This is a genomic window from Flintibacter sp. HCN-6482 (genome assembly GCF_037892565.1).
In the GTDB taxonomy this organism is placed as follows: domain Bacteria; phylum Bacillota; class Clostridia; order Oscillospirales; family Oscillospiraceae; genus Lawsonibacter; species Lawsonibacter aceti.
In genome coordinates, this window is the sequence record NZ_JBBKBK010000006.1 from 1 (window position 1) to 13,071 (window position 13,071).

The following is a 13,071-nucleotide window of genomic DNA, read 5'->3' on the forward strand; positions in this document are numbered from 1 at the left end:
ATTATTTCCTCCTTCGTATACCTGTTAAAAATAATTGAGTTTGTTCACGTTTTAGAACTCTTATATGAGTCGTCCCACAGGCTCACGGCCAGAAAGATAAGACACAATGTTTTCTGCGGCAATCGTGGATACTCGCATGGCTGCCTCCAAGGTGGTGGGGGCATAGTGAGGAGTGACGATGACATTGTCCATTTGGAACAGAGGGCTGTCTGGGGAGGCGGGCTCCGGATCGGTGACGTCCAGGCCGGCGCCAGCTAGCTTGCCGCTCTGAAGCGCGCTGATCAATGCCGCTTCATCAACCAGAGGTCCCCGTGCGCAGTTGATAAGTAGGGCGGAGGGCTTCATGACGGACAGCCGCTCTTGATTGATGATCTTACGAGTGCCATCTACCAGGGAGCAGTGGAGGGAGACAACATCAGACCGGCAAAGCAGATCGTTTAGGTCGGAAACCAGTGTAATTCCCTCAGGAGCCTCCGTGACAAAGGGGTCATAAGCCAGCACTTCCATGCCGAATCCGTAGAGACACATTTTGGCAAAGCGTGTGCCGATTTTCCCAAGCCCTACCACGCCTACAGTCTTGCCGGAGATCTCCATGCAGGGGGAGGTGTTCTTAGCGGCAAATCCAATCTCCTTGTAAGCCTTAGAGACAGGAATGATTTTTTTAGACAGGGACATCATCAGAGCAAAGGCGTGTTCAGCGACTGACAGGCCGTTGGCATCCGGGGTAATGGTGACCGCGATCCCTGCCTTCTTGCAGTATTCCAGGTCGATGTTATCCACACCCACGCCGTGCTTGCTGACTATTTTCAGGTTTTTCCCAGTCTCCAGCAATGATTGGGGCAACTCGATGATGCGAACAAAGACAGCGTCCGCGTCAACGATTTCACGGCGGATCACATCCATATCCCGATCGGCATAGACCGCCTGATGTCCTGCTTTCGATAGAATGTCAGGCCCTACAGCGTGAACGGATTCTGTAATTAAAATTTTTCCCATGCTGATTGCTTCCTTTCCAGATTTGATTGATTTTGAGTCCCAGTCTGGCATTGCCACGGGCAGCCTGTGAACATCCTCGTTCTGCTTTTCAGCATACCTGATAGATACCGTCTTTTCCAATACTTTAATGCACATGTTTCTATAAGCGAGAACTTATAGTGTGCGGGCTTGCCGTGGCATTATAAGAGTTTACTAATATCGCCATTGGCAACTTTAAAATTGACTTTATCTCTCGTTACTGCTACCATAAAGCATGAAAATGCACAATTAAAAGCGGACAAGTTTGTGCATAATATCCATTATATAGCCTCCTGTTACCCTGCAGCATACGGGTAGAGAGGAAAACTTGCTCCGTCTTAGTACGTGTAAAGATGTTATAAAATTTATATGTCAATCTGTAAATATTGCAGATATTCAAGCCAACGACCACCCTATGGAATACTGAGGCACAGGGGCGGAGAGCCGGTCAGGCTGCGCCTGCCGGGGGTATGTTGGACTACACGTTATGATGACAGCCACTATCGACTTTGTGCTTCCAGCTGAAACCGGGATGCTGACGATACAAAACTATGGTCGGCAAGGGGACACAAAAGGCGATTGGTAGATAGAAAAAGGGGGATTGCCTATCCGCGTAAAAGTGAAACCGTAGAAGAGTAGGAAGTGTATTGCTTCCTTAACCTGAATGTACCAGTATGATAACAAGGAGGGGTTCTTTTGGAAATTGGAATTGGCGTATGGGCATTTGTGGTGTATCTGGCTGTCGTTATTGTGTGGAACGCAGTAATCAAACGGTCTATCACAGAGGCCATGTTGCTGGGCTTTCTCGTTGCGGCCGCATTTGGAGGAATCGACAATTACATTACAACGGTTGTAGAGGCATTCTGTGCGGCAGCTACTGACGAAATTTTCGTGGCCACTATGATGTTCGTCTTTATGTCGGCCATCATGACAAAAACAGGGATTATCGGTGAATTGATTGAGATTCTTAATTCCCTTGTCGGTCGTCTGCGCGGTGGCCCAGGCTATGTGGCTGTACTGGCCAGTGGAATGCTGGGTCTGGTGTCAGGCAACTCTACCGCCAACGCCGCGACTGTGGGTACCATTACTATCCCCTGGCTGGTTAAGACCGGCTGGCCCAGAGAGCTTGCCGCTACTCTGACTGCTGGAAACGCCGGCTCTGGTCAGTCTTTCCCCGCAAGTTCGGCTATGTTCCTGATGCTGGGTATGGCCGAGGTGGCTGCTCTGGTCACCATTGATACTTTCTATGTAGCCATGCTTACTGCAGGCCTTTGGTGTGTGGCCTACCGTCTGCTTGTGGTTCGCTTTTATGTCGGACGCAACCATATCCAGGCCACCCCACAGGATCAAATTCTTCCTCTGGGCGAGTCCCTGAAGAAAAATTGGCCCGCACTGATGATGTTTGTCAGCATTATTGTCCCCCTGGTTCTCACTTTGAGCCCCTTGGCTGGCGTACTGGAATCTATTCCATCCTTTGGTGAAGATGGCGTTGGTTCTATCAGCATTGTCGTCTGGGTCCCCATTCTTATGAGCATTATTGCCATCATTGAGGGCTGGAAGCGTCTGCCTCACAGCGTCAGCGGCTGGATCGGGCTGCTGAAAGAAACACAGAGCAACTTCCTTGGAGTGGGCGGTGTGTTCTTGTTCGCCATCGCCGGCAGCAGCGCTTTGTCCAGCATCGGCTTTGGCGACGATCTGAGTGCTCTGCTGGCCGCTTTGGATCTGCCCAAGGTGGTTATGGTGTTCATTGTGGGTGCTCTGGTAGCGTTGGTTGGAGGCCCTCTGGGCGGTGTAGCCACCACCATGGCTACGGGCCTTGTGGCTTTTACCGCTCTGGTGGGTGTGGGCTGCAGCCCTGTGGCCGCGCTGGCCGCCTTCCTCATTTGGATGTCCACTGAGGGCGCGTCTCCTCCCAGTTCTCCGCCGATCTTTGTCGCCTGCAGCCTAGCCGATGTGAAAGACGTAGGTAAAACCTTCTTCCCACTCGTGTTCCATTACGTTATTCCGATTACAATCCTGGGCGGACTGATTGCTCTGGGAGTCCTGCCTATTGCAAACGCTTAAGGGAGGGTAAGATATGAAGGGATTTTGTAAGCTGCTCGATGTGATATATACTGTTTGCCTGACTGTCTTTGTGTTAAGCTTAATCGCCATGCTGTTGGTTCAGGTTGTCTGCCTGTTCATCATGAACGGTCCTGCCTCTGTATGGATCTATGATTTTATCATGCCAAAAGCTGGCGTTGTGGCCGCGGTGATGGTGGTTGCAGTGGTTCTCCTCAGTTATTTGCGCCCCAATAAGAAAACGAACGATTAAATTGAAATCAATTAGCAGCGCTCCGGCATGATATGCCGGAGCGTGTTTTCATCCTGCTATCCTTTTCTGCTCTGTACAGGGTGAGGGTCCATAAAAAAATTTAATTTTGGATACATAAGAAGATATTTGGCATGAAAAATGGCTCATGAGAACAAATGCGCAGCAGATAAGTGCCTCCTTGTCAGTCAATCAACATCGTGATACAATGGTTAAAGTCATAGACATATAAGTTAATTTTTTTAGTGCCCCAAGGTATCCGCTTTGCTCTGGGAAGGAGATTTATTTTATGGTTATCAATCGAAATCCGGAATATTTTTTAACCATCGCCAGAGAAAAAAGCATATCCAGAGCGGCGGAGAAGCTGTATATTTCTCAGTCCTCTCTCAGCCAGTACATTGCGAAGCTGGAGGATGCCCTGGAAGTCAAACTCTTTGACCGATCCCGGAACCCCATTCAGCTTACTGAAGCGGGACGTATTTACCAGAGTTATTTGGAGAGCAACGACCATTTGTATCAGAAACTCCAGTCCGACCTGTGTAGTCTAAACAGCAATCGCAGTCAGGAGCTCAATATTGGCTTGGGTACTTGGCGGGGATCACTCCTCCTTCCCGAAATTCTCCCCGATTTTTTGGCACAGCATCCCCAGGCTCAGGTGACACTCTTTGAATTTCCAGTGAGCGAGCTGGCAACCCTTACGATCAACGAGCAAGTCGATTTTTCCATCATGAACACTGCTGTGATTGGGATCCCAGACACCCTGGTTCAGGAGGTCATTGCCCATGAGCGCATTTTGCTGGTGATGAACCGTTACAACGAGGCAACACAGAACTTTCTCAATCAGTGGTCGGCGGGTAGGCATCTCGATCTGCAGCCTCTCAGCAGACAACGTTTGATCTCTCTCAGCCGCAGCCTGACTGTGGGCCGGCAAGTGAACAATTTTCTAGAGCGAAACCGACTCCTTTTTCCTGACCGGCTTTATACTACCAACAACAGTACAGCTTTGGGGCTGGTGGCTAAGGGGTTGGGGTTCTGCTTTATGGTGGAGACTGGGCTGAAGGATGCTATGTCTCGACCGGAATTGGTGGCTTTTGACCTGCGGTCCCAAGATTTGATGATTCCGCTCTCTCTGATCTACAAGAAAAACGGTTATCTCACTCCCTTGATTCAGGATGCCATGGACCTAGTTCGTAACTACTACTTGGATCTTTTCCAAAATAATCACCCCCTTCAGCTTACCTGAACCGTTCAGGTAAGGACTCTTTGATCCTGCTATTACCCAGGATATATGTGAGAAAATAGAGATGGAACCCAGTTGCTAAGACGGGAGAGGCATACAACTGCCTCTCCAACCTTTTAATACAACAAAAAACCACCGGCTGTGCCGGTGGTTTTAAAAATCTTTGGCTGTGTAATATTCCGGACAAGAGATGTGCTTGCCCGCGGTGAACACCCCGCGTAGTATTGATGGTGCTATGTATATTGCGGGTGCCGCAGAAAAGCACGTCTCCCTTGTAGCGGTTGAGGCTCTCCTCACTGATCTTATCCCGTAGCGCCTATGGAGCTATAAAAGGCCGCAAAACAATTTCTCCATATTACAAAGGACAACTATGGCCTGCCCAGAGCTCTTCGCGGGTCTTTCTGCGGTAGCCATGACGACGACCTACACAGAATAATTCTGTGCCACCAAACCGTTCAGCGCTGGTTAACTCACCACTTGCTACCCGGACAATCAAATCCAGCAGTTGATGGCCTACTTCATCCACAGGCCGACCTTCAGAGATGATCGAACTGGCGTCAAAGTCAAAGTTTTCTTCCATGCTGTGGAAGGTTCTGGAGTTGCCCGTGATCTTGATTACTGGGGCGATTGGGTGGCCGGTAGGATTTCCCCGGCCGGTGGTAAATGCCACAAGCTGGGCACCGCAGCCAATCATACCGGTGACTACTTCTCCATCATGACTCTCGTAATCCATTAGGAATAAACCATGTTTATCTAATTCGGGGCGGGTAGCATATTCGATGACGTCCACGATAGGCGAGGTACCAGACTTGTGTACACCGCCTAGGGCCTTTTCCACGATGCTGCTCACTCCCCCATCGAAGTTGCCACGGGAAATAAGGAAATTTCTGTTGGCAGGCAAAGTCGGATCCAGGCCGCTGCGCAGTACATCTTCAATTCCGTAGATGGCATCATAGACCTTTCTTGCCACTTCTGGGCTAACCGCCCGCCGGGCCAAATAGTCCTCGGTACCAAGCAGCTCGTTACACTCTGAAAGGATAGCACTGCCTCCAGCTGCAACCAGACGGTCCATCGCACATCCCACGGCTGGGTTGGCAGCCAAGCCGCTGGTAGCATCGGTACCTCCACATTTGGTGGCTACCATCAAGGCGGACAAGGGGCAGGGCTCTCGCTTCATCTGATCCAGCGTTGCTTTCATTTCCTTCCCGGCTTCAACGGCCCGGCGGATAGTAGCGCTGGTACCTCCCTCGTTTTGGATAATAAACATAGCCACAGGCTTTTGTGTTTCCCGAACAGCATCCAGTAACTCCTGGGGATTAAATCGTTCGCAACCTAGGCCAATAATTAATACAGCGCCTACGTTAGGATGACAGGCCATAGATTTCAAAGTCCTGGCAGTCAGCTCCAAGTCAAAGCCCACCTGAGCACAGCCTACTACATGAGGCATTGGAACGGAACCGGGAATCTGAGAAGCAATTTTTTCCACTGTAGTATTGGCGCAGAAAACAGATGGAATGATTGCCAAATAGTTTCTTACGCCCACTGTGTGGTCAGGACGACGGTATCCCATAAATGTTGTTTCCATAGTGAAGGGCCCTCCTTATTTTGTGCCACGGTCGCAGTCCATATTATGGGTATGAATCCAACTACCAGCCGGAGTATCTTCCAATAGATAGCCGATCTCCTCCCCGTATTTTATGACGGGATCACCCTTTTTCTGATCCAAAATGCTGACCTTGTGAGCAAACTCCACATCAGACAACAAAGTGACAGTTTGTCCCTGAGGAGTCTGGATAGTGTCCCCCTTGAGGGCATCCTCTAGAACCATGGCCACAGTATCAGTGGGATTGATAATAAGACTTTTTCGAAGCATAACAGCATCCCTTCTAAAAAAATACTTGTAAAGGCCGTATAGCTTGGCCAAAGCAGGACATCAGCAAACACCCATGGATCCCAAAATGATAGCCAGAATAGCACCACTGGCGGTAATAGCAATATTAACTACTGCCACATCACGATAGGAGTCTTTGTGAGTGACGCCGCATACGGCAAACATGGTCATGACCGCTCCACACCAGGGCATGGAGTCTAAGCCATTAGCGGAGATGGAAGCTACACGGTGAAGAATTTCTGGGTTGAGACCGGTGGCCAGCAGGCGCTCGGATAAGGTTTCTAGGGCAATACTCAGACCGCCGGAAGCAGAACCAGTAACTCCAGCCAGGATATTGACAGAAATAAACTCGTAGATCAGCCCATTTCCGCTGGAAAGAGTATCAATGGCGTTACAAATAATAGTAAAGGCCGCAGAGGCTTGGATCACATTGCCCATACCAACTGTAAGGGAGGTGTTCATGATAGCGGTCATGGAGTTGGCAGCGCCTTGATTGAATGTTTCACGCATACATCCCTTCAACCGAGGGAAGAACAGCAGAGTGGCCAAAAGTACGCCCAGCAATAGGCAGACCATGGTATTCCACTTCACGAAGATGATAGTACATACCACTACCAGCAAAGGGAGGATGGACAACCACACATTGGGTAAGGACATATTTTTGGTGGACTCCATAATAGCCAGATCCTTTTCGCTGGCTACAAAGTGCTCCTGATTTTTCCGGGCCTGATTGGCGCGGTGATTCATATACAAAACGCTGACAACTAAAATGTAGATAGCGACAATGCAGCCCAAGACGGGGGCGGCGGTAGGGTCAGTTCCAAAATAATTGGTAGGAATGATGTTCTGATTTTGGGGAGACCCGGGAATAGCCATGGCGGTATAGCTGAAAGCACCAGTGGCAATACAGCCAGGAAGCAGACGTTTGGGTAAGTCAGCTTCTTTAAACAAATCCACTGCAAAAGGATAGACCACAAATACCACTACAAATAGGCTGATGCCGCCATAGGTCATTACAGAAGTTGCCAGGATTACAGCCAGTACAGCATTTTGAGGGCCAATCAGTTCGGTAACAGAGCGGGCAATGGAGGCGGCCGCTCCCGAAGCCTCCATAATCTTACCAAATAGAGCGCCTAGCATAAATAGCCCAAACCACTGGGCCAGATAATTTCCAGTACCGGACAAAAAGGTATCGGTAATAGAGGTTAGGGGGTTCATCCCGGAGGTGATAGAAACAATGATAGCACAAATGGGGGCAGAAATAAAGACGCTCCAGCCCTTCATACACATATAGGCCAAAAGGACAAAGGCGAAAATAATACCGAAAATCATAACCGGAGTATTGTCCATAGAAGATACACGCTCCTTTCTCAATTACTTTACTGACAGATGGTATACGCCGTTGTCGCCGTCCATACATCCGCGCGGAAGCATAATGTCCAAAACCAATTCTTGCTCAGGAACGACTTTTCCGTCCTGAACCAGCAAATAGCCGTCGTGGCCAGGCAAAACCTTATAAGCCATCGACTTAATCTTTTTGATGCTGGCGGTGCTGGCTTGCTGATCTACATACTGGTCGGAATACTCCAATTCCAGTTCACTGCGGTTTTTCACTGCGTCGCCAGCCAGGACTACTACACCCTTCGGAGTGTCAACGGCCAGACTCATGTGTCCTGGCGTGTGGCCCGGAGTCCAGATTGCTCGGATTCCAGGTAGGATTTCCTCACCATCATCTACCAGACGCACTTGACGGCAATGTTGTAAGTACAGCACGCTCTCTAATGGGGTCCACTCGTCCTTGGAGGTGGTAGCGTATTCCCATTCACTGCGCCCCACAATGATTTGGGCGTTTGGATAATAGGCTGCATTGTTCAGATGGTCATAGTGCATATGGCTGAGAAAAATAGTGTCCACAGTCTCTGGTGCGACCTCCAATCTTGCCAGAGAATTTTGGATGGTCTTAATAACCCCATGAGCCGCTGTGTCAAACAGGAGGGTGTGTCCCGGGGCACGAAGTAGTGCGCAGGTACTCAGTCCCAGCGCACCGGCACTGGACTTGCCAGGAAATACTTTGGTTAGCAAATCAATTTGGTAGTTCAAAATATCGTTCCTCCCTTGAAAAGTAATCAGACAACATCGAATCTCATGCGCAGAGATACACTCTTTGGTATATCCGTCGTTATGGACTACCACTGTATAGAGTATAGTAGCTTAGAAAAGAAAGTAACAACATGGAAAATGAGAAAAAATGACTATTTTTTAAACAAAATGAATTATTTTTTCTTTTCAAAAGTGATTCTATATGTTAAAATATCAAAAAATGTTTGAAATTTAGACGGATGGAGGGGACGGAGATGGACAAGATCAAGATTTTGGCCATTGCGCCTTATTGGGGTATGGCATCTGTTATGAAACAAGTAGGACAGAATCGCAATGATATTGAATTGACTGTAAAGCTGGGTAACTATAAGACTTGCCTTGAGGTATTACGGGAGGAGCCTGATTACCGCTATGATGCTATCGTTTCCAGAGGGGGCACAGCGGAATTGTTGCGTACAGCCGCGTCTATCCCGGTAGTGGAGATTGATGTATCAGTATATGATGTGCTGCGCTGTCTGAAGTCAGCGCAGCATTACTTAGAAAAGTTTGCGGTAGTAGGCTTTTCCGGCATCACGGAGTGCGCGGTGCAGCTTTCGGCTATGATGCAGTATGATTTTACGGTATGTACCATCACTGCTGAGAGCGACATCAAGGGGGAGCTGCAGAGATTACGGGACCAGGGAGTAGAACTGATCCTGTGTGATCGGGTGAGTATGGTCAACGCTGAAGAACTAGGTATGAACGCCATGTTTCTCTCGTCTGATGAGGCCAGCATTGCGGCCGCTTTTGATGAGGCCGTCCATGTGTGCGCAAAATATGGACACTTTCAGAAGCAGAACGCTGCGCTGCAAAAGTTACTAGGGGTGTTGGCACCCGGTACATCTCTGTTTACACCTGGCGGAAGACTAATTTTCTCCAACCTAGAGCAGCAACCGGGTTGGGTGGGCCTGGTGGAGCAGATACAAATGATGCTTCCCTGTCTGACTGTGGGAAATGAGCCCGTGCAGCGAGAATTAGAATGGAAGGGAGAGCTGCTGTTTCTGTCGGCATTTGGATTGGAGCATTGTGGACAACGATGTCTGTGTATTCAGGTGCGGCAGGCACAGACTATGCCTGTGGAGACGGGAAAGGGAGTAACCATCACGCACCGAAACGAACCCTTATTTAACGATGTATCTCGAGTGGGGTGTGCGGTGCTGGTAGGGGAGATCGGCCGAAGGATACCCGCCTATTACCAGAGTATCTGGCCCGTTCTGATCCTCGGAGAGACTGGAACGGGAAAAGACACGGTGGCCTCTATCCTATACCGGAATGGGCCCTTTCATGAGCGGATGATGGTGACAGTGGACTGCCAGGTGCTAACTCCCCGGCGATGGAAGGCGCTTCTCAGCCGGGACAGTTCGCCGTTCTTTCGCACAGGAATTACAATTTATCTACGCTCAGTGGATCGGCTGGAAAATGAAACTGCGGAGGAGCTGTTCCGTTTTATGGAGCAAAGCAATCTGTGCCAACGTAACCGTCTATTGTTTTCTGGTGTGCTGGACCGCCCTGATATAGAAGATGAATATGTGCTTACATATCTGAAAAATCATTTTTCTACTGTTGTACTGCGTCTGCCTGCCTTGCGTCAGCGCCGTCAGGATATACCGGGTATCACCGCGTTGTATATTAACCAGCTGAATATGGAGCTGGGAAAAGGAATTATTGGATTTGCCTCCGAGGCCATGGCTCTGCTCCAGCAATTTGGATTTGATGGAAATTTGGCTCAACTTAGCCGCATGATGCGCACCTTGATGCTTACTACCCCTGGTCCCTATATCCAGGCAGAAGAAGTCCGCAAGTTAATTCGTGAGGAACTTCCTCAACGCAGTCAGTTACTGCCTCGAGGCTTCGCCGCCGTCAATCTAAATCAGAGTTTGGAGGCTATCAATTACGACATCGTGCGTCTCGTATTAGAGGAAGAAGCGGGCAACCGTTGCCGGGCCGCAAAGCGGTTAGACGTGTGCCGGTCTACTGTTTGGAATATGCTTAAGCGTAACAAAGAAAGTTGACGTTATCCCTGTCCTGGTTCCACTGTTTCTTTCATTATTGTGCGGGAAAAGGTATTTGATCCGGCGCTAACAGGCAAAACCCACGCCTCACATCTGCTACGACAGCATAGCGAGGTTCCTGTGACCTTAAAAGATCGTGGGAGAGGTAACTCTTTTGCGTTACCTCTCCCACGATGTAAGACTTACTGTCCATATGGCCGGAAGCAGAGATGGGCTTTCAGGGTCACAGCTCTTCCACGGAAATAACTCCCTCTACCATGAGCACTGAGTTGAGCACACTTTCTACAGTGTGCTTTTTATTGAGCGCCAGAGTAAAGATGGCGCAGGCATTATGGCGCTCGCTGCCGGTTGAACGGGTGATTTCCATGTTTCGCACCTTCACGGCCAGATCCCGGAACAGGACTAATACCTGGTCCAGACATTGGGAATCTGTGTATTCCATGTACAGGTTGATTTCGGGGGCATGGTTTAGGATGCGGTATTCTAACTTGGAGAAAACCAACTCGGCGATCATGACAAGAATGGTGGCGAAAAGCCCCCCTTCATAAAACCCGCTGCCGATAGCCAGACCAACAATGGCAGTGGTCCAGAGGCCGGCGGCGGTGGTGAGCCCCTTGACCCGCTGACGACGGGTGACAATAATTGTGCCAGCTCCGATAAAGCCGATTCCGGCCACTACCTGGGCCCCCAAGCGGGAAATATCTGTATCATAGCCCATGTACATATAGAGATACTGGCTTGTCAGAGTAGTGATGGCGGCACCCAGGCAGATCAGAATATGGGTGCGGAAGCCGGCTGGACGGCGTTTATACTCTCGCTCGATGCCGATGACTCCACCACAGAGAGAAGCCAGCAGCATACGCAGAGCGACAGAGAGCAGGGTGACATCACGCAATTCATGAAATATGGATAACACAGCGGCTTCCCCCCTCATGTTTCTTCAATGGAATAAATGCAGTCCAGCGCCGAGATATCAGCCAGAAGCTTGGTGTGGGGCATCCGCTCCTCCAGCCGGATGGAGAGAATGGCACTGGGGCGAGCCCTCTCCTTGTCACGGTTGATGTCAACATCATAAATATGGGAGTTATGGGCTTTGATGCAGGCAATGATTTGACCAATATCATCTAGTGAGGTGAACTCCACGTAGATATTGATGTTTCGGGAGCGCTCTATGATAAAAACTTCCAGACGGGGGAGCAGCCAGACTGCAAGAAAGATCAGCAGAAATGCCAGAGCCACACACTCGTAGAAGCCAGCTCCAATGGTCAACCCCATGGAGGCCGAAGCCCACAGACCGGCGGCAGTGGTCAGGCCCTTTGCCTCCTGCTTTCCAGTGACCAGAACGGTCCCGGCACCTAAAAAGCCGATGCCGTTGATAACCTGGGCGCCGATGCGGGAAATATCGGTGCGCAGGCCATAGCGTCCTTCCCAGAGGGTGTTGAGGATATAGTGCTCGTACTGCCCCAGGATCATGGTCAGGGCGGCGCCAAGGCATACCAGCATATAGGTGCGAAAGCCAGCCGGCCGCCGTTTACGACCCCGGTTCAGACCTATCATACCACCGAGCAGCATGGCGAGCGTCAGCCTCAGCAAAACAGATACTGTATTCAGCTCTCGGAAATAGTCCAATGCTTCGATCATAAGCTCACCGCCCTTTCAAGAACAGCTCAAAGGTTAATTTTGCCCGTAGTAGGCGTTGGCCCCGTGTTTCCGAAAATAGTGCTTATCCAAAAGATACTGGGGAGCTGGCTCGGCCTGGGGGGAGAACTGGGTCGTAATCAATGCCATGCGGGCTGTTTCCTCCAGGATAAGGGCATTTTCCACAGCTTTTTTGCAGTTGGCGCCCCAGGAGAAGGGACCATGCTTGCATACTAACACTCCTGGGATGGCCATGGGGTCCAATTTCCGATGGCGAAAGGTCTCTGCGATGACAAGGCCGGTATTGGCCTCATACGCTTGGTCCACCTCCTGCTTGGTCAGGTGGCGTGTGCAGGGGATGGCACCGTAGAAGGAGTCGGCATGAGTAGTTCCATAGCACGGCAGATCCAGTTCTGCCTGAGCCCGCGCCGTAGCATAAGGAGAGTGGGTGTGAACCACGGCGCCTACGCCAGCAAAGCTACGGTACAATTCTAGGTGGGTCAATAGGTCGGAGGAGGGGCGAAGCTCGCCCTCCACCACGGTTCCGGACAGATCGGTGACGACCATCTGTTCTGGACACATGGAGGAATAATCCACCCCGCTGGGCTTAATGACGACGAATTTGCCGTCCTCAGACAGAGCGGAAACATTCCCCCAGGTAAGAATAACAAGGCCATACTCTACCAGCTTCAGATTGGCGTCGCAGACCTCCCGTTTCAGTGTTTCCAGCATAAATAGATCCTCCCTGATGTATCAAGAAAGACCGGGGTGGTCAGAACACTGACCACCCCGATCCTTACAAGGTAAAACGAAGAGGTTAGCTAGG

12 protein-coding genes are annotated in these 13,071 nt (G+C 50.1%); 4 read left to right on the forward strand and 8 right to left on the reverse strand.

Going from position 1 to position 13,071, the window contains the following annotated elements:
- Positions 1–60: 60 nt before the first annotated feature.
- Positions 61–996 carry a hydroxyacid dehydrogenase gene (locus tag WKS99_RS13085; RefSeq protein WP_262670479.1) on the reverse strand — a complete coding sequence of 312 codons (936 nt, stop codon included), beginning with the start codon at positions 994–996 and terminating at the stop codon, positions 61–63.
- 714 nt (positions 997–1,710) lie between these two features.
- Between WKS99_RS13085 and WKS99_RS13090 the strand changes: the two genes are divergently transcribed.
- The 3 genes from WKS99_RS13090 to WKS99_RS13100 all read left to right on the forward strand — a co-directional run bounded on the left by WKS99_RS13090 (position 1,711) and on the right by WKS99_RS13100 (position 4,568).
- The gene (locus WKS99_RS13090; protein ID WP_147573433.1) at positions 1,711–3,078 is read left to right on the forward strand and encodes a TRAP transporter large permease subunit; all 1,368 of its coding nucleotides are present in this window, start codon (positions 1,711–1,713) and stop codon (positions 3,076–3,078) included.
- A gap of 13 nt (positions 3,079–3,091) precedes the next feature.
- Positions 3,092–3,328, forward strand: coding sequence for a hypothetical protein (locus tag WKS99_RS13095; RefSeq protein WP_147573432.1), 237 nt, complete (start codon positions 3,092–3,094; stop codon positions 3,326–3,328).
- A 286-nt stretch (positions 3,329–3,614) separates the two neighbouring features.
- Positions 3,615–4,568, forward strand: coding sequence for a LysR family transcriptional regulator (locus WKS99_RS13100; protein WP_240286597.1), 954 nt, complete (start codon positions 3,615–3,617; stop codon positions 4,566–4,568).
- Between the two features lie 352 nt (positions 4,569–4,920).
- Here WKS99_RS13100 and WKS99_RS13105 read toward each other — a convergent pair whose 3' ends face one another.
- Genes WKS99_RS13105 through WKS99_RS13120 form a run of 4 tightly spaced genes read right to left on the reverse strand, consistent with a single transcriptional unit; the run spans position 4,921 to position 8,556 of the window.
- Positions 4,921–6,150, reverse strand: coding sequence for a UxaA family hydrolase (locus WKS99_RS13105; RefSeq protein WP_186853389.1), 1,230 nt, complete (start codon positions 6,148–6,150; stop codon positions 4,921–4,923).
- A gap of 15 nt (positions 6,151–6,165) precedes the next feature.
- Complete coding sequence (locus tag WKS99_RS13110; RefSeq protein WP_240286599.1) at positions 6,166–6,438, reverse strand: UxaA family hydrolase; 273 nt, start codon at positions 6,436–6,438, stop codon at positions 6,166–6,168.
- A gap of 60 nt (positions 6,439–6,498) precedes the next feature.
- A complete protein-coding gene (locus WKS99_RS13115) occupies positions 6,499–7,806 on the reverse strand; it encodes a GntP family permease (RefSeq protein ID WP_240286601.1) in 1,308 nt (435 codons plus the stop codon).
- A 24-nt stretch (positions 7,807–7,830) separates the two neighbouring features.
- Positions 7,831–8,556 carry an N-acyl homoserine lactonase family protein gene (locus WKS99_RS13120; protein ID WP_340406447.1) on the reverse strand — a complete coding sequence of 242 codons (726 nt, stop codon included), beginning with the start codon at positions 8,554–8,556 and terminating at the stop codon, positions 7,831–7,833.
- Between the two features lie 254 nt (positions 8,557–8,810).
- On the opposite strand from WKS99_RS13120, the gene WKS99_RS13125 reads away from it, so the two are divergent.
- Entirely contained in the window at positions 8,811–10,607 is a 1,797-nt protein-coding gene (locus WKS99_RS13125) for a sigma-54-dependent Fis family transcriptional regulator (protein ID WP_240286603.1), read from the forward strand.
- A gap of 223 nt (positions 10,608–10,830) precedes the next feature.
- On the opposite strand, the gene WKS99_RS13130 is transcribed toward WKS99_RS13125, so the two are convergent.
- From WKS99_RS13130 to WKS99_RS13140, 3 genes are read right to left on the reverse strand one after another with little or no spacing between them, the layout of a single operon-like run.
- Positions 10,831–11,523 carry an MgtC/SapB family protein gene (locus WKS99_RS13130; RefSeq protein ID WP_240286606.1) on the reverse strand — a complete coding sequence of 231 codons (693 nt, stop codon included), beginning with the start codon at positions 11,521–11,523 and terminating at the stop codon, positions 10,831–10,833.
- Positions 11,524–11,537: 14 nt separating this feature from the next.
- A complete protein-coding gene (locus WKS99_RS13135) occupies positions 11,538–12,248 on the reverse strand; it encodes an MgtC/SapB family protein (RefSeq protein ID WP_240286607.1) in 711 nt (236 codons plus the stop codon).
- 33 nt (positions 12,249–12,281) lie between these two features.
- Positions 12,282–12,977 carry an L-ribulose-5-phosphate 4-epimerase gene (locus WKS99_RS13140; protein ID WP_317246522.1) on the reverse strand — a complete coding sequence of 232 codons (696 nt, stop codon included), beginning with the start codon at positions 12,975–12,977 and terminating at the stop codon, positions 12,282–12,284.
- Between the last annotated feature and the right edge of the window lie 94 nt (positions 12,978–13,071).

Excerpts from the sequence above, each read along its gene's own strand:
- WKS99_RS13085 (WP_262670479.1), bottom strand. The coding sequence starts at position 996 with ATGGGAAAAATTTTAATTACAGAATCCGTTCACGCTGTAGGGCCTGAC.
- WKS99_RS13095 (WP_147573432.1), top strand. The coding sequence starts at position 3,092 with ATGAAGGGATTTTGTAAGCTGCTCGATGTGATATATACTGTTTGCCTG.
- WKS99_RS13100 (WP_240286597.1), top strand. The coding sequence starts at position 3,615 with ATGGTTATCAATCGAAATCCGGAATATTTTTTAACCATCGCCAGAGAA.
- WKS99_RS13105 (WP_186853389.1), bottom strand. The coding sequence starts at position 6,150 with ATGGAAACAACATTTATGGGATACCGTCGTCCTGACCACACAGTGGGC.
- WKS99_RS13110 (WP_240286599.1), bottom strand. The coding sequence starts at position 6,438 with ATGCTTCGAAAAAGTCTTATTATCAATCCCACTGATACTGTGGCCATG.
- WKS99_RS13115 (WP_240286601.1), bottom strand. The coding sequence starts at position 7,806 with ATGGACAATACTCCGGTTATGATTTTCGGTATTATTTTCGCCTTTGTC.
- WKS99_RS13125 (WP_240286603.1), top strand. The coding sequence starts at position 8,811 with ATGGACAAGATCAAGATTTTGGCCATTGCGCCTTATTGGGGTATGGCA.
- WKS99_RS13135 (WP_240286607.1), bottom strand. The coding sequence starts at position 12,248 with ATGATCGAAGCATTGGACTATTTCCGAGAGCTGAATACAGTATCTGTT.
- WKS99_RS13140 (WP_317246522.1), bottom strand. The coding sequence starts at position 12,977 with ATGCTGGAAACACTGAAACGGGAGGTCTGCGACGCCAATCTGAAGCTG.